This is a genomic window from Lelliottia sp. JS-SCA-14, from assembly GCF_035593345.1.
GTDB classification, from domain to species: domain Bacteria; phylum Pseudomonadota; class Gammaproteobacteria; order Enterobacterales; family Enterobacteriaceae; genus Enterobacter; species Enterobacter wanjuensis.
Window position 1 is genome coordinate 52,738 of sequence record NZ_CP141606.1, and the last position, 20,713, is coordinate 73,450.

Below are 20,713 nucleotides of genomic sequence, written 5' to 3' on the forward strand. Positions count from 1 at the left end.
AAAAATCTCGCATTTAACCTCTTGAAAAGACCGAAACCAAACCCATTTTAGAGAGGTAGCCGAAGAACGAACACGCCTGATGGGTGTTTGGTGGCACAACGGCCTGTCCATGGTGGAAGGCAAACATTACTCGCTGATTTCAGGAGCTTTGATCTATGCGTAATTTCGATTTTTCCCCGCTGTACCGTTCTGCAATTGGTTTCGATCGCCTGTTCAACCATTTAGAAAATAACTCAAGCCAGAGTAACGGCTACCCTCCATACAACGTTGAGCTGGTTGACGAAAACCACTACCGCATCGCGATTGCCGTCGCCGGTTTTGCCGAGAGCGAACTGGAAATCACCGCGCAGGACAACCTGCTGGTGGTGAAAGGGGCGCATACCGCCGAGCAGAAAGAGCGTACCTATCTCTACCAGGGCATTGCTGAGCGCAACTTTGAGCGCAAATTCCAGCTTGCCGAGAACATCCACGTTCACGGTGCGAACCTGGTCAACGGCCTGCTGTTTATCGATTTGGAACGTGTGATTCCGGAAGAGAAAAAACCGCGCCGTATCGAGATCAACTAATTAAGCGGGTCGCCTGTGCGGCCCACCCAGAGTGGCTTGCCGAAACGGGAGCCGGTGCGAATCCGTCAGGATTTGCAGGAACAACTGCGCACTAAAAACAGTGCTTAACTCGCTTCTCAGAAGGAGATTAACGATGCGTAACTACGATTTATCCCCCCTGCTGCGTCAGTGGATTGGTTTTGACAAACTGGCTAACGCCCTGCAAAGCACGGCTGAACAACAGAGTTTTCCGCCGTACAACATCGAAAAGAGCGATGACAACCACTACCGCATCACGCTCGCGCTGGCCGGGTTCCGTCAGGACGATCTCGACATCCAGCTCGAAGGCACGCGCCTGACCGTGAAAGGGACGCCGGAAAAACCGCAAACCGAGACCCAGTGGCTGCATCAGGGCCTGGTGACTCAGCCGTTTAGCCTGAGCTTTACCCTGGCCGACCATATGGAAGTTTCCGGTGCGACCTTTACCAACGGGCTGTTGCACATCGACCTGACGCGCAACGTCCCGGAAGCGCTGGCCCCGCAGAAAATTGCGATCAGCGAGCGTCCGGCGTTGAATAGCTAATACGCTGTGTTGCTCTTCTCCCTCTCCCTGTGGGAGAGGGCACCAGACCGCACAAAGCCCGACCTCTCCAAAGCCCCGCTTCGGCGGGGCTTTTTTGTGCGCCATCACCCATACATTCCCCGCAACCTCTGCGAGAATCCCCTTAATCACTAAGGATATGCGCAGGGAAAAGGTCATGAGTGATATCGCGTTAACGGTTAGCGTGTTGGCCCTGGTTGCGGTGGTTGGGCTGGGGATTGGCAATATCAAAATCCGCGGTGTCGGATTTGGCATTGGCGGGGTGCTGTTCGGCGGGATTTTTGTCGGCCATTTCGCCGATCAGCTTGGGCTGACCCTCAGTGCGGAAATGCTGCACTTCATCCAGGAATTCGGCCTGATCCTCTTCGTCTACACCATCGGTATTCAGGTCGGCCCTGGGTTTTTCGCCTCGCTTCGCGTCTCCGGCCTGCGCCTGAATCTCTTTGCCCTCGGCATTGTGGTGATGGGCGGTCTCGTTACTGCCATTCTGCACAAACTCTTTGAAATTCCGCTTCCGGTGGTGCTGGGGATCTTCTCCGGCGCGGTCACCAACACCCCTGCGCTGGGGGCCGGGCAGCAAATCCTGCGCGATCTGGGCATTGCGCCAGACGTCGTCGATCAAATGGGGATGAGCTATGCGATGGCCTACCCGTTCGGGATTTGCGGTATTCTGCTGACCATGTGGCTGGTGCGCGTGCTGTTTCGCATCAACGTCGATGACGAGGCGAAAAAGCATGAATCGACGATGACCAACGGCCACATGCTGATCAAAACCATCAACATCCGCGTCGAAAACCCCAATCTGAACCAGATGGCGATTCAGGATGTGCCGATCCTGAACAGCGCCAACATCATCTGCTCGCGCCTGAAACGCGATGAGATGCTGATGGTGCCCTCGCCCGGCACCGTGATTCAGCTCGGCGATTTACTGCATCTGGTCGGCCAGCCCGGCGATCTGCACAGCGCCCAGCTGGTGATCGGTCAGGAGGTGGATACGTCGCTCTCCACGCGCGGCACCGACATGCGCGTCGAACGCGTGGTGGTCACCAACGAGCAGGTTCTGGGCAAGAAAATCCGCGATCTGCAGGTGAAAGAGCGCTACGACGTGGTGATCTCGCGCCTTAATCGCGCGGGCGTTGAGCTGGTCGCCAGCCCGGATGCCAGCCTGCAGTTTGGCGATATCCTCAATCTGGTGGGCCGCCCGTCGTCCATCGATGCCGTCGCCGATATGGTCGGCAACGCGCAGCAAAAATTGCAGCAGGTGCAGATGCTGCCAGTGTTTATCGGCATTGGGCTCGGCGTGCTGCTCGGCTCTATTCCCCTGTACGTGCCCGGTTTCCCGGTGGCGCTGAAGCTCGGTCTGGCGGGCGGGCCGCTGATCATGGCGCTGATTCTGGGGCGGATCGGCTGTATCGGGAAGCTGTACTGGTTCATGCCACCGAGCGCGAACCTGGCCCTGCGCGAGCTGGGGATCGTGCTGTTCCTGTCGGTGGTGGGGCTGAAATCCGGCGGAGACTTTATCCACACCCTGACCCAGGGCGAGGGGATAAGCTGGATTGGCTACGGGATTGTCATCACCGCGGTGCCGCTGCTGACGGTCGGGATACTGGCGCGGATGTTCGCGAAGATGAACTACCTGACCCTGTGCGGGATGCTGGCCGGGTCGATGACCGATCCACCCGCGCTGGCCTTCGCCAATAACCTGCACGCCACCAGCGGCGCGGCGGCGCTTTCGTACGCCACCGTTTATCCGCTGGTGATGTTCCTGCGCATCATCACCCCGCAGCTACTGGCCGTGCTGTTCTGGGGGATAGGCTAACAGCTCGTCCGGGTGGATGCGCCGCAGATGGTAGTCCACCTGATAATCGCTGGTATTACGGAACATCACCGAATAATTGAGGAACTCGCCGCTGTCGCTGTAGGAAAGGGAGGTAATGCGCAGCAGCGGCGTCTGTTCCGGTAAGTTCATCAGGTTTGCCATCTGGCGGTCCGCCAGCACCGGCGTCAGGCTCTCGTAATTCCCGCTGATGGTGATCCCGCACTCCTTCTCGATGTAATCAAACTTCGACCCCTCAAGATGCGCCAGCGACAGGTTGCGAAACAGCTTCACGGGCATAAAGCTGTCCTCCAGCATCAGCGGTTTTCCCTCGACGTAACGCACCCGGCGCGAAAAGTAGATCCGTTCATCTATCTGGATGCGCAGCTGGCTGGCGATAGCGGGCGGGGCGGGCATCACTTCAAACTGCAACACCTTGCTCTGCACCTCTTTGCCCTGCTGGCGTAGCACTTCCACCAGCCCGGTCAGATTGGTGGTTTCGTGGTGAACGTCCTTGCGCGCGACGAAGGTGCCGCTGCCGTGACGGCGCACCACCAGCCCCCAGCCGACCAGCAGATCGATAGCCTTGCGGATCGTCATGCGCGCCACGCCGAACTCCTGCGCCAGCGCCTTTTCGCCAGGCAGCGGGCTGCCGACGTTGTAATCGGACGAATTGAGCCGCAACCGGAGTCTGTCGGCTATGGATTTGTAGATCACCTGTAGACCTCTCTGCGCTGATTCATGCGGGCATCGCGTCTTAACATGTCCATATTTTGAACTGAAAGTAGACCTGAGTGAGCAAATTAAAACCATGAATGCGATCACGGAACGCAGCGGGACGCGGTGTTAGCCGCTGAGTAAATTCTTATCCTCAGTTCAGGCCAGCACAAAACCAATAAGGCCAAACCCCCTACAGGTTGTTACATGAGGATTTAAAGATGCTCAGTCAAATACAACGTTTTGGCGGCGCCATGTTTACCCCGGTGCTGTTGTTCCCTTTCGCAGGCATGGTGGTCGGAATCGCCATCATGCTGCGCAATCCGCTTTTTGTGGGCGAGGCGTTAACGGCACCCGATCATCTGTTTGCGCAAATCGTCCACATCATTGAAGAGGGCGGCTGGGCGGTCTTTCGCAATATGCCGCTAATTTTCGCCGTCGGTTTACCGATTGGTCTGGCCAAACAGGCACAGGGCCGGGCCTGCCTGGCGGTACTGATTAGCTTCCTGACCTGGAACTATTTTATTAACGCGATGGGCATGACCTGGGGTCAGTTCTTTGGCGTGAACTTCATGGCTGAACCGACGGCGGGCAGCGGGCTGGCGATGATTGCCGGGATCAAAACCCTCGACACCAGCATCATCGGCGCGATTGTGATCTCCGGGCTGGTGACCGCCATCCACAACCGCTATTTCGATAAACAGCTGCCGGTCTTCCTGGGCATCTTCCAGGGCACTTCGTTCGTGGTGATCATCGCCTTCTTCGTGATGATTCCCTGCGCCTGGCTGACTTTGCTCGGCTGGCCAAAAGTGCAGATGGGCATCGAGTCGTTGCAGGCGTTTTTACGCTCCGCCGGGGCGCTGGGCGTGTGGGTTTACACCTTCCTCGAACGCATTCTGATCCCAACCGGCCTGCATCACTTCGTCTACGGTCCGTTTATTTTCGGCCCGGCGGCGGTCGAGGGCGGTATCCAGGTTTACTGGGCGCAGCATCTGCAGGAGTTCAGCCAGAGCACGCTGCCGCTGAAAACCCTGTTCCCGGAAGGCGGTTTTGCCCTGCACGGTAACTCGAAAGTGTTCGGCTCCGTCGGGATTGCGCTGGCGCTGTGGTACACCGCGTCGCCGGAAAACCGCGTCAAAGTGGCGGGCCTGCTGATCCCGGCCACCCTCACCGCGATGCTGGTGGGGATCACTGAGCCGCTGGAGTTCACCTTCCTGTTTATCTCCCCGCTGCTGTTTGCCGTTCACGCGGTGCTGGCGGCAACCATGGCGACCGTGATGTACATGTTCGGCGTGGTCGGCAACATGGGCGGCGGTCTGCTCGACCAGTTCCTGCCGCAAAACTGGATCCCCATGTTCCACAACCATGCCTCGATGATGTTCACCCAGATTGGCATCGGCGTGTGCTTCACCGGGCTCTACTTCCTGGTCTTTAAGACCCTCATCGAACGCTTCAACCTGAAAACACCGGGCCGCGAAGAGAGCGAAATCAAACTCTACAGCAAAGCGGATTACCAGGCTGCGCGCGGGCAAACCACCGTCGCCGCCAATACCAGCTCGGGCCAGGCGGCAGGCTATCTGCAGGCGCTCGGCGGGGCAGGCAATATCGAAAGCATCAACAACTGCGCCACCCGACTGCGTATCGCCCTGATAGACATGAGCAAAACGCAAAGTGACGACGTTTTCAAAGCCCTTGGCGCCCACGGTGTGGTGCGTCGCGGCAACGGGATTCAGGTGATTGTCGGGCTGCACGTGCCACAGGTGCGCGACCAGCTTGAATCCCTGATGAACACTCCTTCTTCGACCCCATCATCTACCCTGACAGAGGCTGTATCATGAAAAAATTCTCAGTTGTTATCGCAGGCGGCGGCAGTACTTTCACTCCGGGTATCGTCCTGATGTTACTGGCGAATCGCGATCGCTTCCCGCTGCGCGCCCTCAAGTTCTATGACAACGACGGCGCACGTCAGGAGACCATCGCCGAGGCGTGCAAAATCATCCTCCAGGAGCAAGCTCCGGACATCGAATTCAGCTACACCACCGATCCTAAAGCGGCCTTTACCGACGTGGACTTTGTGATGGCGCATATTCGCGTCGGCAAATACCCGATGCGCGAAAAAGATGAAAAAATCCCGCTGCGTCACGGCGTGCTGGGCCAGGAAACCTGCGGGCCGGGCGGGATCTCCTACGGCATGCGCTCCATTGGCGGCGTGCTGGAGCTGGTGGATTACATGGAGAAATACTCCCCGAACGCGTGGATGCTGAACTACTCCAACCCGGCGGCAATCGTCGCTGAAGCGACGCGTCGTCTGCGTCCACAGGCCAAAATCCTCAACATCTGCGATATGCCCATCGGCATCGAAGGGCGAATGGCGCAGATTGTCGGCCTGAAAGATCGCAAAGAGATGCGCGTGCGCTACTACGGCCTGAACCACTTCGGCTGGTGGACGTCGATTGAAGACCTGAACGGGAACGATCTGATGCCGAAACTGCGCGAATACGTCGCGAAACACGGCTATGTGCCGCCCTCTGATGATGCGCATACGGAAGCGAGCTGGAACGACACTTTCGCCAAGGCAAAAGACGTGCAGGCGCTCGACCCGGACACCATGCCGAACACCTACCTGAAATATTACTTCTTCCCGGATTACGTGGTGGCGCACTCCAACCCGGAACGCACCCGCGCCAACGAAGTGATGGATCACCGCGAGAAGCACGTCTTTAGCTCCTGCCGCGCGATCATCGAAGCGGGGAAATCCTCCGCCGGTGAGCTGGAAATCGACGAACATGCGTCGTACATCGTCGATCTGGCTACCGCCATCGCCTTCAACACTCAGGAGCGGATGCTGCTGATTGTGCCGAACAACGGCGCTATCCATAACTTCGATTCTGATGCGATGGTCGAAATCCCGTGCCTGGTCGGCAAAAACGGCCCTGAGCCGCTGACCGTGGGCGACATCCCGCACTTCCAGAAAGGGCTGATGGGTCAGCAGGTGGCGGTGGAGAAACTGGTGGTCGACGCCTGGGAAGAGCGTTCCTACACCAAACTCTGGCAGGCGATTACGCTCTCTAAAACCGTGCCGAGCGCGTCTGTCGCCAAAGCCATTCTTGACGATCTGATTGAGGCCAACAAAGAGTACTGGCCTGAATTGCACTAATCCCGCCGACCGGCATCCCAGATGCCGGTCAATTTACGCTATGCTGAAGCCTGCTTGCGCGACGACAAGGAGCCTTCATGAAAATTTCCCAGCTGGGCGAAGCGCCGGACTATCGGTTTTCTCTCGCCAATGAACGCACATTTCTGGCATGGATCCGCACCGCGCTGGGGTTTCTTGCCGCAGGTGTCGGGCTGGACCAGCTCGCCCCGGATTTTGCCACTCCCCTGATTCGCGAAGTGCTGGCGCTGCTGCTCTGTCTGTTCGCCGGTGTGCTGGCGATCTACGGCTACCTCCGCTGGCTGCGCAATGAAAAGGCGATGCGCCTCAAGCAGGATCTGCCCTACACGCGCGGGCTGCTGGCAATCAGTGTGATTTTACTGACGGTGGCGGGCGTGGTGATGGCGCTGGTGTTCTATGGCGGATAGCCGCAAAGCGCGGCGGGAAGTCGATCCCGGCCTGCAGCCTGAACGCACGTCGCTCGCCTGGCTGCGCACACTGCTCGGCTACGGCGCGTTGATTGCGCTGGCGATTAAACACAACTGGCACCGCACCGGTCTGCCGTTCTGGGTATCGCTGGTGGTGCTGGCGCTGGTGGCGACAATTCTCTGGCGCTACACCCGCAGCCGCAATCTGATGGACGTGAATCGCGATGATTTTGTGCAGCCGAAAGCGGTGCGTGACAAATTCTTGATCTCTCTCGCAGTACTCTCCCTCGCATTGCTGTTTGCTGTTACGCACTTACAGCAAATTCTGAATTTTTAGGGTCGTCAATGACAGGATGCCACGAGAGTACCCGCGTGGTTGTGGTGGATAACTGCAACGTACGTGAACCAGGGAAGGTGTATCAATCGTTACGTCAGAGCGGAAGCAAAAACCTCCATTTTTTACCCCAGACGCTGGGCGAAAAGCCCGTCACGCCAGAGGTCTGGGGCCAGTTCTTAACGCAGATTTTTGCCATGTGGGTTCGGGAGGATATCGGGCAGATTTCGGTGCGCCTGTTCGACGAAACGCTCAACGGCTGGTGCGGCACCGCGCTGTGCGAGAAGAAGGACCTGCTGAAATGCCAGACCTGCCCTGGCCGCCGCTTATGCACGGCGGCCAATGACGACGAACTCTGTCAGGGCTATCTGGCGTTCTATAACTACAGCGCACCCTTTATGAAAGTGATGCGCGATTTGAAAAAGCACAACCGCTCGACGCAGGAGCTGATGGCGCTGTTACGACAGAAGTGACGGACGGCCCTTCGCCAGGTATTTCGCCATCTCCGCTTCCGGGACCATACCGCCGCCGGTCGCCCAGACGAGGTGCGTCGCGTTCGGCTGAACAGGCACCCGCACCGGCCCGGCCATGCCCGCCAGCGCCGATGGCTCGAGGCGAATCCCCTCTTCCTGCGCCAGCCAGCCCAGCATGTCGTACATGCTCTGATCGGACAGGGTGTAGAAGCCATCCAGCAGGCGCTCCATGGCACGACCTACAAACCCGGACGCGCGCCCGACCGCCAGTCCGTCCGCCGCCGTGACGTTATCAATCCCCAGATCCTGCACCGCAATCTCATCGTGCAAACCGGTATACACCCCCAGCAGCATGCACGGTGAATGGGTCGGCTCGGCGAAGAAGCAGTGAACATGGTCGCCAAAGGCCAGCTTGAGACCAAACGCCACGCCGCCAGGGCCACCGCCCACGCCGCACGGGAGATAGACATACAGCGGATGATCCGCATCCACCACGCGCCCCTGCTCGGCAAACTGCGCTTTCAGGCGCTCACCTGCGACGGCATAACCTAAAAAGAGCGTGCGGGAGTTTTCGTCGTCGATAAAGAAACAGTTCGGATCGCTCTCAGCGGCCTTGCGCCCTTGCTCCACCGCCACGCCGTAATCCTGCTCGTACTCCACCACTTCCACGCCGTGGCTGCGCAATTTGGCCTTTTTCCACTCGCGGGCGTCGGCCGACATATGCACCGTCACCTTAAAGCCGACGCGGGCGCTCATGATGCCAATCGACATCCCGAGGTTGCCCGTCGAGCCGACGGCGATGCTGTACTGGCTGAAAAAGTCCTTGAAGCGCGGCTCCAGCAGAATGCTGTAATCGTCCGTGAGCGACAGCAGCCCCGCTTCCAGCGCCAGCTTTTCGGCGTGGGTCAGCACTTCATAAATCCCGCCGCGCGCTTTAATGGAGCCGGAGATCGGCAGATGACTGTCTTTTTTCAGCAACAGGGTGCCGTTAATCGGCGTCGCAAATTCCTTCGCCAGTCGGCTCTGCATGGCAGGAATAGCCACCACGTCGGACTCGATAATGCCGTTTTTGGCGGCAGTTTCCGGGAAGGCTTTCGCCAGGTAAGGCGCAAACCGCGCCAGGCGTGCGTGGGCATCCTTCACATCCGCCTGGGTCAGCCCGACGTACGGCAACCCTTCGGCAAGCGAGGTGGTGCGCGGGTTAAACCAGGTGGTCTCTTTCAGCGCCATCAGATCCTCTACCAGAGGAAATTGGGCGATTAAGGTGGTGATGCTTGCGTTTTCCATAGTACGTCTCTTCGCGCTTAGATAATGAAAGAAAGCAGGAACGTGCAGCCAAGTGCAAGTACCGAGGCGATAAATGTCGCCGTTGTATAGTATTTGAAGGTCTCATTCAGGGTCGCGCCGCAGTATTGCTTCACCAGCCAGAAGAGAGAATCCGTCACGATCGTGCAGCCAATGGCGCCAGAACCGATGGCAATGGCGATGATCTCCGGGCTAACGTTGGGATAGAGCGGCAGCATCGGGGCGACAATCGCCGTCGCGCCCATCATCGCCACGGTGGCAGAGCCGACCGCCGCATGCAGAATCAATGCCACTAGCCAGGCCAGCAGAATCGGGTGCATGTGCATATTCGATAAAATCAGCGCCAGAGTGTCGGCAAGGCCGCTGGTTTTGAGGATCGCGTTAAACGCCCCGCCTGCGCCGATGATCAGCAGGATATTAGCAATCGAACCAAAGCCGGTTTCCGTGTGCTTGAGCAGGGCGCTCATGCCGATATGCTGGCGAATCCCGAGCAGGTAGTAGGCCACAAAGACGGCGATAAACATGGCGGTGATCGGGTTGCCGATAAATTCCAGCAGCGTGTAGAGCGAACCGGTTTTTTCCATGTTCAGCTCGGCGATGGTTTTCACCAGCATCAGGCCAATCGGCAGCAGCACCGTGAACAGCGTGGCACCGAGCGTCGGCAGCGTGTGTTCTTCGCGCACTTTCAGGTCAGAAAACTCCGCCGGAACCGGCTTGAACGGCAGGCGATCGCCGAGCAGTTTCAGGAACAGCGGGCCGCCCACCAGGGACGCCATCAGCCCGACCATCAAGCCGTAAACAATCACCGTGCCCACGTCCGCGCCCAGTTTGTTGGTCACAAACAGCGCTGCAGGGTGCGGTGGCACCACGCAGTGAACCGCCATCAGCGCGGTACAGAGCGGGATCGCCAGTTTCAGCAGCGAGGTCCGGGTCTTTTTGGCAATCGAAAACGCCAGCGGGATCAGCAACACCACGCCCACTTCGACAAACAGCGTGATACCGCAGATCAGCCCAACCAGCACCATAATCACATCGGCGGAGAGCCAGCGGCAGCGCTGGAGCGTCAGGCCGATGCGCTCCGCCGCGCCGGACACTTCCATCATTTTGCCGAGAATGGTGCCGAGGCCAATCACCGCCGCGAGGAATCCCAGCGTGCCGCCGATGCCGCTCTCAATGGCATTCACCATATCCAGCGGGCTCATGCCCATCATCGCGCCGACGAAAAAGCTTGCCAGCAGCAGCGCCAGAAACGGGTGAAACTTCAGTTTTACGATGGTTAATACAATCAACACGATGCTTGCCAGCAGCGTCGCCACAACCCACATCTGAGATCCCATATCTCACCTCACCCTTAAGTTATCTGCGGCTATTGGACGAAAAAACGGCACCGGCTGACAAACGATATAAATTGCCGTTCAGGTGAGCCAGATTGGATCAAGTGAGTGACGCCGTTCTAAAAAGCGCACTTATTACGGGGTTGGTTCACATAAATTCATCCAGAACCGGTATTCTGGACGCAGTGAAATGAGTCTGAAGAGAGAAAAAAGTCGCCATGAACGATGAGAACGAGGTCGGAAATCGCCTGCTGAATGGCTGGCAGCTGTCGAAAATGTACACCTTTGAGGTGGCGGCCCGGCACGAGTCCTTCGCGCTGGCGGCGGAAGAGCTGTCCCTCAGCCCGAGCGCGGTCAGCCATCGCATTAACCTGCTGGAAGAGGAGCTGGGAATTCAGCTGTTCGTCCGTTCGCACCGTAAGGTGGAGCTGACGCCGGAGGGAAAGCGCGTCTTCTGGACGCTGAAATCGTCGCTCGATACCCTGAATCAGGAGATCCTCGACATCAAAAATCAGGCGCTCTCCGGCACCCTGACCGTCTATTCGCGCCCGTCTATCGCCCAGTGCTGGCTGGTGCCGATGCTCGGGGATTTCACCCGCCGCTATCCGTCGATCTCTCTGACCATTCTGACGGGCAACGATTACCCGAACATGCAGCGAACGGGTATCGATCTGGCGCTCTATTTCGACGATACGCCGCCCACGCAGCTTTCTCACCATTTCCTGATGGACGAGGCCATCCTGCCGGTCTGCACCCCGGAATACGCGCGCGAGCACGAGCTGATGAAAAACCCCGACAACCTGCGCCACTGCACTCTTTTGCACGACCGCCAGGCGTGGAGCAATGATTCAGGCACCGACGAGTGGTTTAGCTGGGCGCAGCACTTTGGCGTGAATTTGCCGCCATCGTCGGGAATTGGCTTCGATCGCTCCGATTTAGCGGTTATCGCGGCAATGAACCACGTCGGCGTCGCCATGGGGCGGCAGCGGCTGGTGCAAAAGCGGTTGGATCGCGGGGAGCTGATCGCGCCATTCGGCGAGAAAGCGCTGAAATGCCATCAGCACTACTACATCTCGACCCTCTCCGGCAGGCAGTGGCCGAAAATTGATGCCTTTATCGACTGGCTGAAAAGTCAGGTGGGATGAAGAATTATTACGCTTAGCCTCTACACCAAACGGCAAAAAGCGTGCTAAATACAGCCTATTGCTTTCGATTCTTCGCAAGGTTAACCGTGTTAAAGCCTCTGATCGCCGCTGCGCTGATTTTCTCCTCTGGCTGGGTGTCTGCCGCTGAGCCTCCGCTGACGGCTGCGCGCTATGCGCAGCAGCTCGGCGTGGGTATCGACGTGGACTGGGCGCGCACCGAGCGCGGCATTCGTGAGTTCGACCCGCTGGAAGTGCGTGATTTTAAGGCCAAGGGCTTTACCCACGTGCGCATTCGCGTGGCGGGAGAGCCAACGGAAGCGCGGCTGATTCACCTGCGCAAGCTGGTGGAGGCCTGCGATCAGTACGGCGTCATTCCGGTGATTGCCTACCAGGCGGATGAGTACAAAAACGACCCGAAAGCGGATAACGAAAAAGAGGTGGTGAACTGGTGGATAGCCGTCGCGCACTACTTCGAGAAAAGCTCGCCGCTGCTCGGGTTTGACCTGATCTACGAACCGGCGGACAAGCTGAATCACAACATCGCGTCCCTCAACCGCGTCTACGATAAAACGATCAAAGCGATTCACGCCATCGATGCCGATCGCATGATTTTCGTCGCTCCGCGCCTGCGCGCGGCACCGGAAGATCTCACCAGCCTCCGGCTGCCTGCTCATAGCCAAAACTACGTCCTGGCCGAGTGGCACATCTTCCCGTGGGGACCGCTCAAGAACAACGGTAAATACCCCTGGACGTCAGGCACTGCGGCGGAGAAATCGGCGATTCGCAGCCGGATTAACACCGCCCTGCGCTGGCAGCAAAAAACCGGGCATGTGAGCTGGGTGGGCGGCTGGGGTGTGGGCGAATCCAGCCGCGTGACGCCGACGGCGCCGCAGATGGCGTTCGCGAACTTCATGGCCTGTGAACTGCAAAAAGCCAAAATCCCGTACGCGATTAACGCGGATTTCCAGTTTTACGACGGGGAGGAGGGGGCGTGGCGACCGGGACCGGAACCGTTATTGCAGGCGATGCTCGCCCCGGTGTGCGAAAAGCCCGACGAGAAGCCGGGCCATCATGTGATTAAATCGTCTGCTCGTGATGCGGCTCACGCGACGCCAGCGGCAGCCAGCACAGCAAAATCAGCAGCCCCATCAGGGTCATCAGCAGGCCAAGGCTAGACTGACCGGTTTGCGGCATCATGGCGGAGAGCCAGGCCAGCGCGCCGGAACCGATGTTTTGCAAACCCCCGACCAAAGCGCCCGCGGTACCGGCGAGGAACGGGAACGGCTCCATTGCGCCGCTGGTCGCCAGCGGGAAAAGCATACCCGCGCCGAAGAAGAACAGGGCGGCCGGGATCAGCAGCGTCCAGACGGTCATCACGCCCAGTAAGCCCGGGACCCACATCATCACGCCAGCCAGCAGGCAGCTCATCACCGACTGCCACATCAGGGTGGAAAAACGTTTATTCGGGCGACCGGCAAACCACGCCCCGAAGAACGCCGCCGGGATCGGCAGAATAAACAGAATACTCACCACCATACTGCTCAGCCCCAGGCCCGCGCCGAGTAGCACGCCGGAACAGGCTTCAAACACCGCAATCCCCGCCAGACCGCCAATCAACATCAGCAGATAACAGGTGAAGGCCCCGTTGCCGAACAGCGTTTTGTAGTTGGCGATGAGCTTCGTGCGCGGCGCACCCGTCGGGCGCGTTTCCGGCATCCAGCGCGCCATGCTGAAGGTGACGATAATGCACAGCACCAGCAGGAAGGCGTAACAGGCGCGCCAGGACCAGATGCTATCCAGCACGCCGCCAATCAGCGGGGCCAGCAGCGGGCTGACCAGAATGCCCATATTCAGCAGGCTGTTGGCGTGGCGCAGCTGCGTCCCCTGGTACATGTCGCGCGGCAGCGTTCGCGCCATCACCCCGCCGACGCCGGTTCCCATGCCCTGTAAGGCACTGGCGGCAATCAGGATTGTCAGGCTGTGAGTGGTCATCGCAATCACCGTGGCGATCATGAAAATCGTCATGCCGACGAGGATCACCGGGCGGCGTCCAACGCGGTCAGAGAGCGGACCGTAGAACAGCTGCGAGACGCCGTAGGTCAGCAGATAGGCGGCCATCACGCTCTGCACCGCGCCTTCGCGCACGCTGAGCTCCTTCGCCATGTCTGCAATCGCCGGAATATAAATGGTCTGCGCCATCTGACCGACGGCCACCAGTAACACCAGCATCAACAGTAAATTAACGTTCCTTTGCTTTTTCATGTCGCTGAATACTTTTGCAAAAAGAGAGAAATAAAGAATAAGTGACTGCGCATTCCCATAAATGCGCGAGGAATCTACCACAATGAGATGACAAATTAAGCATCTCTGAGGTGAATGGTTGAGCGAAAGCAGGCAGGATTTGTAAACGATCTCGGCAACTTATGTTGCCACTGTGCAGGTGTTAAAGAGGGGCGGTTGCCCGCCCCTCTCTGGTGCGACTTGAACCTGAATTACCGCAGGTATTTCAGGACGGCATCAAGCAGTTGCAGTACCGCAACAATGAGTTTCAGGATAAGAATGACCATATCCACGACGCCCATACGCGCCTCCTTCTGGCAGAAGGAGCACGATGCTGGCGTACCTCTCCGCCGCCTGTTGCCAGCACCTTTGTTGACGTAACACAGTGTGCTCATTGGGGGGTTAAGGCACTGACGGCACCACCCGTTTCAGCCAGGACTTCGTTGCGCCGGTGTACTGCTTGCGGCCCCCGTAACTCACTGCGAACAAAATCAGTATAGATAAATACTGGATGCATGAACAGTATTTTATCGACAAAATCGGCGGGCTGATCCATACTCAGATTCATCAAAAAAGAAGCCTAAAATTGCGCGTTCGTGGCCGATCGCGTATACTTCTTGCGTTGACGTAACACAGTGTGTTCGCGGAAACCAACCGCAAACCCTGAAAAAAAACCTCGCTCCGGCGGGGTTTTTTGTTTTCATCATTCGACAAACGAAACGTGATCCCTGACGCAAATTCAGGTGGATGAAAATATTTCCATTGTCAGGCTCTGAATCCTGTGTTTGTATAAATTCTATCAATGATTCTAAACACAGGTCCTCAATGACAACTTCCATGATGGCGTCGACCCTACTAAAAACTGCGCAACCTGCCGCAGTGGTCGTCGTACGTGTGGTGGTGGTCGTCGGCAATGCGCCGTAGGGACTGGATCAACACACGAATCCAAAACCCCGCCGGCGCAAACCGGCGGGGTTTTTAGTTTAAACCTCCCCGGAAAGTCGGCTCAGAACAAAAGGACTGGAGCATGGCAAGTTCGGGCACAACATCTGGCAAGACGCGTTTTACCGGCGCGCAGTTAATCGTTCACTTACTGGAACGTCAGGGCATCAGCATCGTTTCGGGCATTCCGGGCGGCACGGTTCTGCCGCTCTACGACGCGTTGAGTCAAAGCACGCAGATCCGCCACGTGCTGGCACGCCACGAGCAGGGGGCCGGATTTATCGCCCAGGGCATGGCGCGAACTCAGGGCAAACCCGCGGTCTGTATGGCCTGCAGCGGACCGGGCGCCACCAACCTGGTGACCGCCATCGCCGACGCGCGCCTCGACTCCATCCCGCTGATCTGCATTACCGGCCAGGTTCCCTCGTCGATGATCGGCACCGATGCGTTTCAGGAAGTCGACACCTACGGCATCTCTATCCCCATCACCAAGCACAACTATTTAGTTCGCGATATCGCCGAGTTACCTCAGGTGATCGCCGATGCGTTCCGCATTGCGCAATCCGGTCGCCCGGGCCCGGTGTGGATAGACATTCCTAAGGACGTGCAAACCGCTGAAATCGACATCGAGACCTTCCCGGAGCCGGGTGACCGCGCGCCCGCGCCGGAATTCAGCGCCCAGAGCGTGCAGGACGCCGCCGCGATGATCAACGCAGCGATTCGCCCGGTGCTCTATCTGGGCGGCGGGGCGATTAACGCCTCTGAACAGGTGCGTGAATTCGCTGAAAAAGCCAATCTGCCGACCACCATGACCCTGATGGCGCTGGGTATGCTGCCGAAAGCGCACCCACTCTCATTAGGTATGCTGGGGATGCACGGCGCGCGCAGCACCAACTTTATTCTGCAAGAATCTGATTTACTGATCGTTCTCGGCGCACGTTTTGATGACCGGGCGATTGGCAAAACCGAGCAGTTCTGCCCGAACGCGAAAATTATCCACGTCGATATCGACCGCGCCGAGCTGGGTAAAATCAAACAGCCGCACGTGGCGATTCAGGGCGACGTGGGCGAAGTGCTGGCCCAGCTGATCCCGCAAACCCACGCCACCGACAACGCCGAATGGCGCGATCTGGTCGCTCAGCTGCAGCAGGAGTTCCCGAGCGCTATACCGACCGAAGGCGATCCGCTGAGCCACTACGGCCTGATTAACGCCGTCGCCTCCTGCGTGGACGACAGCGCGATTATCACCACCGACGTCGGCCAGCATCAGATGTGGACCGCTCAGGCCTACCCGCTGAACCGTCCGCGCCAGTGGCTGACCTCCGGCGGCCTGGGGACAATGGGCTTCGGCCTGCCTGCCGCCGTGGGTGCGGCGCTGGCGAATCCGGACCGCAAGGTCATTTGCTTCTCCGGTGACGGCAGCCTGATGATGAATATTCAGGAGATGGCGACGGCGGCGGAAAACCAGCTCGACGTGAAAATCATCCTGATGAACAACGAAGCGCTGGGCCTGGTGCATCAGCAGCAGAGCCTGTTCTACAAGCAGGGCGTGTTTGCGGCGACCTATCCGGGAACGATCAATTTCATGCAGATTGCCGCCGGTTTTGGCCTGCACACCTGCGATTTAAATGCCGCTGAGGACGCTCAGGCCGCCCTGCAGGAGGCGATTTCCCGTCCGGGCCCGGCGCTGATCCACGTGCGCATCGACCCAGAACAAAAAGTGTATCCGATGGTCCCGCCGGGTGCGGCCAATACTGAGATGGTGGGAGAATAAGCCATGCAGAAACAATACGATAACGTCATTCTCGAACTCACCGTCCGCAACCACCCTGGCGTCATGACCCACGTCTGCGGCCTGTTCGCCCGCCGCGCGTTTAACGTCGAAGGCATCCTATGTTTGCCGATTCAGGGCAGCGATCAGAGCCGCATCTGGCTACTGGTGAACGACGACCAGCGCCTGGAGCAGATGATGGCGCAAATCGACAAACTGGAAGACGTCACCCAAGTGGTGCGCAACCAGTCCGATCCGACCATGTTTAATAAAATTGCGGTGTTTTTTGAGTAAATCGCTCAAGGCTTGAACGGCAGCGCGCTTATCGTTAAGGTAGGCGGCTTTGCCGTAAAGCACTGCGCTGGACATTGCCGATGTAGGCCTGATAAGCGCAGCGCCATCAGGCGCTTTCAGGCATCAGGACACCCACATGACCACCATCGCCCTTATCGACGACCATCTTATCGTCCGCTCCGGTTTTGCCCAGTTGCTGAGCCTGGAGTCCGATTTTCAGGTGGTAGCTGAATTCGGTTCAGGCCGCGAGGCGCTGGCCGGACTGCCGGGGCGTGGGGTGCAGGTGTGCATTTGCGATATCTCGATGCCGGACCTCTCCGGGCTTGAGCTGCTCAGCCAGTTGCCGAAAGGGATGGCGACGATCATGCTCTCGGTGCACGACAGCCCGGCGCTGGTCGAACAGGCGCTCAACGCCGGAGCGCGCGGGTTTCTCTCCAAACGCTGTAGTCCCGATGAACTCATTTCCGCCGTGCGCACCGTCGCCACGGGCGGGTGCTATCTTACCCCCGACATCGCCATCAAACTCGCCGCCGGACGCCAGGACCCGCTGACCAAACGCGAGCGGCAGGTGGCGGAAAAACTGGCGCAGGGGATGGCGGTGAAAGAGATCGCCGTCGAGCTGGGCCTGTCGCCGAAAACCGTTCACGTTCATCGCGCCAATCTGATGGAAAAACTCGGCGTCAGCAACGACGTTGAGCTGGCCCGCCGCATGTTTGACGGCTGGCAATGAGCCCGTATTTCTCGCGACTGGTCTCCGTCGTCGCCAGCTTTTTTATCTTCTCCGCCGCCTGGTTTTGTCTGTGGAGCATCAGCCTGCATCTGGTCGAGCGCCCGGAGCTGGCGGTGCTGCTGTTCCCGTTCGGTCTGCGTCTGGGGCTGATGCTGCAATGTCCGCGCGGCTACTGGCCAGTTTTGCTCGGCGCCGAGTGGATCATGCTGGTATGGCTGGCGCAGGAAGTGGCGCTGGCGCATCTCCCCTTATTGATGATCGGAGGTGTGCTGACGCTGCTCCCGGTGGCGCTGATCTCCCGCTATCGCCATCAGCGCGACTGGCGCACGCTGCTGCGTCAGGGCGCAGCGCTGATCGCCGCCGCGCTGCTGCAATCCCTGCCGTGGATCGGTAAACCCGACACTCTCACGGCCCTGCTGCTGACCCTCACCGGCGGGCTGACGCTGGCCCCGACCTGCCTCGTGATCTGGCACTATCTCACCAGCACCGTCTGGCAACCGCTCGGCCCGGCGCTGGTCTCCCAGCCGGTGAACTGGCGCGCGCGGCATCTCATCTGGTATCTGCTGCTGTTTGTGGTCAGCCTGTGGTTACAGCTCGGGCTGCCTGCGGAACTCTCCCGTTTTACGCCATTCTGCCTGGCGCTGCCGATTATCGCCCTGGCCTGGCACTACGGCTGGCAGGGGGCGCTGATCGCCACCCTGATGAACGCCATCGCGCTGATTGCCAGCCAGACGTGGCACGATCACCCCGTCGATTTACTCCTCTCGCTGCTGGCGCAAAGCCTGACCGGGCTACTGCTGGGGGCGGGGATCCAGCGTCTGCGCGAGCTGAACCAGTCCCTGCAAAACGAGCTGGCACGCAACCGCCGTCTGGCGGAGCGTTTACTGGAAACCGAAGAGAGCGTGCGCCAGGAAGTGGCGCGCGAGCTGCACGACGATATCGGCCAGACCATCACCGCCATCCGCACTCAGGCGGGGATTGTCCAGCGCCTGGCCCCGGAAAATATCGGCGTCCGCCAGGGCGGGGCGCATATCGAACAGCTTTCGCTTGGGGTGTACGATTCGGTGCGTCGTTTGCTGGGCCGACTGCGCCCGCGCCAGCTCGACGATCTCTCCCTTGAGCAGGCGGTGCGTTCCCTGATGCGCGAGATGGAGCTGGAAGATCGCGGCATCGTCAGCCACATCGACTGGGCGATCGATGAGTCGGGGCTGAGCGAAAGCCAGCGCGTGACGCTGTTCCGCGTCTGTCAGGAAGGGCTGAACAATATCGTCAAACACGCCAGCGCCAGCGCGGTCACGCTCCAGGGCTGGCAGCAGGACGACCGCCTGATGCTGGTTCTCGAAGATGACGGCTGCGGCCTGCCGCCCGGCTCCGGCCAGCAGGGTTTTGGCCTGGCGGGCATGCGCGAGCGCGTCACGGCGCTCGGTGGAACGCTGACGATCTCCTGCACTCACGGCACCCGCGTCAGCGTGAATTTGCCGCTGCGTTACTCGTAAGGACCGACGATGTTTACCTTTTTGAAAACGCCCGCCAGCGCCGCGCCGATAGGCGACAAGCATGAGATCGACGCCCGCTACCGCTACTGGCGACGCCACATCCTGACCACCATCTGGCTCGGCTATGCCCTGTTCTACTTCACCCGCAAAAGTTTCAACGCCGCCGCGCCGGAAATCCTCGCCAGCGGTGTAATGACGCGCACGGACATCGGCCTGCTGGCGACGCTGTTTTACATCACCTACGGACTGTCGAAATTCTTCTCCGGGATCGTCAGCGACCGCTCCAACGCCCGGTATTTCATGGGGCTGGGGCTGATCGCCACGGGCGTGGTGAATATCCTGTTCGGTTTTTCCACCTCGCTTTGGGCCTTCGCCCTGCTGTGGGCGCTGAACGCCTTTTTCCAGGGCTGGGGCGCGCCCGTTTGCGCACGCCTGCTCACCGCCTGGTACTCCCGCAACGAGCGCGGCGGCTGGTGGGCGATCTGGAACACCGCCCATAACGTCGGCGGAGCGCTGATCCCCATCATGGTGGGCGCGGCTGCGCTGCACTACGGCTGGCGCGCCGGGATGATGATTGCCGGAACGCTGGCGATTTTCGCCGGGCTGTTCCTGTGCTGGCGCCTGCGCGACCGGCCTGAAACCGTCGGTCTGCCGCCGGTGGGTGACTGGCGTCATGACGAGATGGAGATCGCCCAGCAGCAGGAAGGCGCAGGCCTGACGCGCAAGGAGATCCTCACCAAATACGTGCTGCTGAACCCGTACATCTGGCTGCTTTCTCTGTGTTACGTGCTGGTCTACGTGGTGCGCGCGGCGATCAACGACTGGGGCAATCTGTATATGTCCGAGACCCTGGGCGTCGACCTGGTGACCGCCAACTCGGCGGTGACGATGTTTGAGTTGGGCGGATTTATCGGCGCGCTGGTGGCGGGCTGGGGATCGGACAAACTGTTTAACGGTAACCGCGGCCCGATGAACCTGATTTTTGCCGCCGGGATTTTGCTCTCCGTCGGCTCCCTGTGGCTGATGCCGTTCGCCAGCTACGTGATGCAGGCGGCGTGCTTCTTCACCACCGGATTCTTCGTCTTTGGCCCGCAGATGCTGATCGGCATGGCGGCGGCGGAGTGTTCGCATAAAGAGGCGGCGGGCGCGGCGACCGGGTTTGTCGGCCTGTTTGCCTATCTCGGCGCGTCCCTCTCCGGCTGGCCGCTGGCGCGGGTGATCGACATCTGGCACTGGAGCGGATTTTTCGCGGTGATCGCCATCGCGGCGGGGATTTCTGCTCTGCTGTTGCTGCCGTTTCTGAACGCCCAGGCGCCGCGCGAGACTCACGAAGCGTGATACGCCTCAC

The 20,713-nt window shown here is 59.3% G+C and carries 22 protein-coding genes and 1 other annotated feature; of the genes, 16 read left to right on the forward strand and 6 right to left on the reverse strand.

Annotated features, from left to right (window positions below):
- The first annotated feature begins 89 nt into the window (after nucleotides 1-89).
- Nucleotides 90-162, forward strand: a sequence feature (ROSE (Repression Of Heat Shock gene Expression) occurs in the 5'-region of heat shock genes and acts as an RNA thermometer to modulate expression.).
- The 3 genes from ibpA (at nucleotide 156) to U9O48_RS00275 (ending at nucleotide 2,965) form a co-directional block, all read left to right on the forward strand.
- Nucleotides 156-566, forward strand: coding sequence for a small heat shock chaperone IbpA (gene ibpA / locus U9O48_RS00265; protein WP_282494050.1), 411 nt, complete (start codon nucleotides 156-158; stop codon nucleotides 564-566). It overlaps the preceding feature by 7 nt.
- 133 nt (nucleotides 567-699) lie before the next feature.
- On the forward strand, nucleotides 700-1,128 hold the full coding sequence (gene ibpB, locus U9O48_RS00270; RefSeq protein ID WP_282494049.1) for a small heat shock chaperone IbpB: 429 nt from the start codon (nucleotides 700-702) through the stop codon (nucleotides 1,126-1,128).
- A gap of 175 nt (nucleotides 1,129-1,303) precedes the next feature.
- Nucleotides 1,304-2,965 (forward strand): putative transporter, encoded by a 1,662-nt coding sequence (locus U9O48_RS00275; protein WP_324723268.1) that lies wholly within the window; start codon nucleotides 1,304-1,306, stop codon nucleotides 2,963-2,965.
- Here U9O48_RS00275 and U9O48_RS00280 read toward each other — a convergent pair.
- Nucleotides 2,933-3,679, reverse strand: a complete 747-nt coding sequence (locus U9O48_RS00280) for a GntR family transcriptional regulator (RefSeq protein ID WP_282494047.1) — start codon at nucleotides 3,677-3,679, stop codon at nucleotides 2,933-2,935. The two genes, U9O48_RS00275 and U9O48_RS00280, sit on opposite strands and share 33 nt — an antisense overlap.
- 221 nt (nucleotides 3,680-3,900) lie before the next feature.
- On the opposite strand from U9O48_RS00280, the gene U9O48_RS00285 reads away from it, so the two are divergent.
- From U9O48_RS00285 to U9O48_RS00305, 5 genes are all read left to right on the forward strand, one after another.
- Nucleotides 3,901-5,517 (forward strand): alpha-glucoside-specific PTS transporter subunit IIBC, encoded by a 1,617-nt coding sequence (locus tag U9O48_RS00285; RefSeq protein WP_285155044.1) that lies wholly within the window; start codon nucleotides 3,901-3,903, stop codon nucleotides 5,515-5,517.
- The gene (locus U9O48_RS00290) at nucleotides 5,514-6,836 is read left to right on the forward strand and encodes a 6-phospho-alpha-glucosidase (RefSeq protein ID WP_282494045.1); all 1,323 of its coding nucleotides are present in this window, start codon (nucleotides 5,514-5,516) and stop codon (nucleotides 6,834-6,836) included. The genes U9O48_RS00285 and U9O48_RS00290 overlap by 4 nt, the downstream gene beginning before the upstream one ends.
- A gap of 77 nt (nucleotides 6,837-6,913) precedes the next feature.
- On the forward strand, nucleotides 6,914-7,261 hold the full coding sequence (locus tag U9O48_RS00295) for a YidH family protein (protein ID WP_282494044.1): 348 nt from the start codon (nucleotides 6,914-6,916) through the stop codon (nucleotides 7,259-7,261).
- A complete protein-coding gene (locus U9O48_RS00300; RefSeq protein WP_282494043.1) occupies nucleotides 7,251-7,598 on the forward strand; it encodes a DUF202 domain-containing protein in 348 nt (115 codons plus the stop codon). Before U9O48_RS00295 ends, U9O48_RS00300 begins: the two co-directional genes overlap by 11 nt.
- An 8-nt stretch (nucleotides 7,599-7,606) precedes the next feature.
- The gene (locus tag U9O48_RS00305; RefSeq protein ID WP_324723269.1) at nucleotides 7,607-8,068 is read left to right on the forward strand and encodes a regulator; all 462 of its coding nucleotides are present in this window, start codon (nucleotides 7,607-7,609) and stop codon (nucleotides 8,066-8,068) included.
- Here U9O48_RS00305 and dsdA read toward each other — a convergent pair.
- Together dsdA and dsdX are read right to left on the reverse strand one after the other, a co-directional pair.
- Nucleotides 8,054-9,355, reverse strand: a complete 1,302-nt coding sequence (gene dsdA, locus U9O48_RS00310) for a D-serine ammonia-lyase (RefSeq protein ID WP_324723270.1) — start codon at nucleotides 9,353-9,355, stop codon at nucleotides 8,054-8,056. The genes U9O48_RS00305 and dsdA overlap by 15 nt on opposite strands.
- A 17-nt stretch (nucleotides 9,356-9,372) precedes the next feature.
- On the reverse strand, nucleotides 9,373-10,710 hold the full coding sequence (gene dsdX / locus U9O48_RS00315) for a D-serine transporter DsdX (RefSeq protein WP_324723271.1): 1,338 nt from the start codon (nucleotides 10,708-10,710) through the stop codon (nucleotides 9,373-9,375).
- 215 nt (nucleotides 10,711-10,925) lie between these two features.
- Here dsdX and dsdC point away from each other — a divergent pair, with 215 nt between their 5' ends.
- Together dsdC and U9O48_RS00325 are read left to right on the forward strand one after the other, a co-directional pair.
- Nucleotides 10,926-11,852: a DNA-binding transcriptional regulator DsdC gene (dsdC, locus tag U9O48_RS00320; RefSeq protein WP_285155041.1), complete on the forward strand. Its 927-nt coding sequence runs from the start codon at nucleotides 10,926-10,928 to the stop codon at nucleotides 11,850-11,852.
- Between the two features lie 86 nt (nucleotides 11,853-11,938).
- Nucleotides 11,939-13,027, forward strand: coding sequence for a cellulase family glycosylhydrolase (locus U9O48_RS00325; protein ID WP_324723272.1), 1,089 nt, complete (start codon nucleotides 11,939-11,941; stop codon nucleotides 13,025-13,027).
- Here U9O48_RS00325 and emrD read toward each other — a convergent pair.
- The 3 genes from emrD to U9O48_RS00340 form a co-directional block, all read right to left on the reverse strand.
- Nucleotides 12,930-14,114 carry a multidrug efflux MFS transporter EmrD gene (gene emrD, locus U9O48_RS00330; RefSeq protein WP_285155039.1) on the reverse strand — a complete coding sequence of 395 codons (1,185 nt, stop codon included), beginning with the start codon at nucleotides 14,112-14,114 and terminating at the stop codon, nucleotides 12,930-12,932. The two genes, U9O48_RS00325 and emrD, sit on opposite strands and share 98 nt — an antisense overlap.
- A 230-nt stretch (nucleotides 14,115-14,344) precedes the next feature.
- Nucleotides 14,345-14,434, reverse strand: a complete 90-nt coding sequence (gene tisB / locus U9O48_RS00335) for a type I toxin-antitoxin system toxin TisB (protein WP_282494036.1) — start codon at nucleotides 14,432-14,434, stop codon at nucleotides 14,345-14,347.
- Nucleotides 14,435-14,523: 89 nt separating this feature from the next.
- On the reverse strand, nucleotides 14,524-14,688 hold the full coding sequence (locus U9O48_RS00340) for a hypothetical protein (RefSeq protein ID WP_324723273.1): 165 nt from the start codon (nucleotides 14,686-14,688) through the stop codon (nucleotides 14,524-14,526).
- A gap of 269 nt (nucleotides 14,689-14,957) precedes the next feature.
- On the opposite strand from U9O48_RS00340, the gene ivbL reads away from it, so the two are divergent.
- From ivbL to U9O48_RS00370, 6 genes are all read left to right on the forward strand, one after another.
- On the forward strand, nucleotides 14,958-15,056 hold the full coding sequence (ivbL, locus tag U9O48_RS00345; protein WP_100778255.1) for an ilvB operon leader peptide IvbL: 99 nt from the start codon (nucleotides 14,958-14,960) through the stop codon (nucleotides 15,054-15,056).
- A gap of 103 nt (nucleotides 15,057-15,159) precedes the next feature.
- Nucleotides 15,160-16,848, forward strand: coding sequence for an acetolactate synthase large subunit (gene ilvB, locus U9O48_RS00350; protein WP_282494035.1), 1,689 nt, complete (start codon nucleotides 15,160-15,162; stop codon nucleotides 16,846-16,848).
- 3 nt (nucleotides 16,849-16,851) lie between these two features.
- Nucleotides 16,852-17,139, forward strand: coding sequence for an acetolactate synthase small subunit (gene ilvN / locus U9O48_RS00355; RefSeq protein ID WP_282494034.1), 288 nt, complete (start codon nucleotides 16,852-16,854; stop codon nucleotides 17,137-17,139).
- Between the two features lie 136 nt (nucleotides 17,140-17,275).
- Nucleotides 17,276-17,869 carry a transcriptional regulator UhpA gene (gene uhpA, locus U9O48_RS00360; RefSeq protein WP_285146259.1) on the forward strand — a complete coding sequence of 198 codons (594 nt, stop codon included), beginning with the start codon at nucleotides 17,276-17,278 and terminating at the stop codon, nucleotides 17,867-17,869.
- Entirely contained in the window at nucleotides 17,866-19,365 is a 1,500-nt protein-coding gene (gene uhpB, locus U9O48_RS00365; RefSeq protein WP_285146258.1) for a signal transduction histidine-protein kinase/phosphatase UhpB, read from the forward strand. The genes uhpA and uhpB overlap by 4 nt, the downstream gene beginning before the upstream one ends.
- Nucleotides 19,366-19,374: 9 nt before the next feature.
- The gene (locus U9O48_RS00370; RefSeq protein WP_324723274.1) at nucleotides 19,375-20,703 is read left to right on the forward strand and encodes an MFS transporter; all 1,329 of its coding nucleotides are present in this window, start codon (nucleotides 19,375-19,377) and stop codon (nucleotides 20,701-20,703) included.
- Nucleotides 20,704-20,713 lie beyond the last annotated feature (10 nt).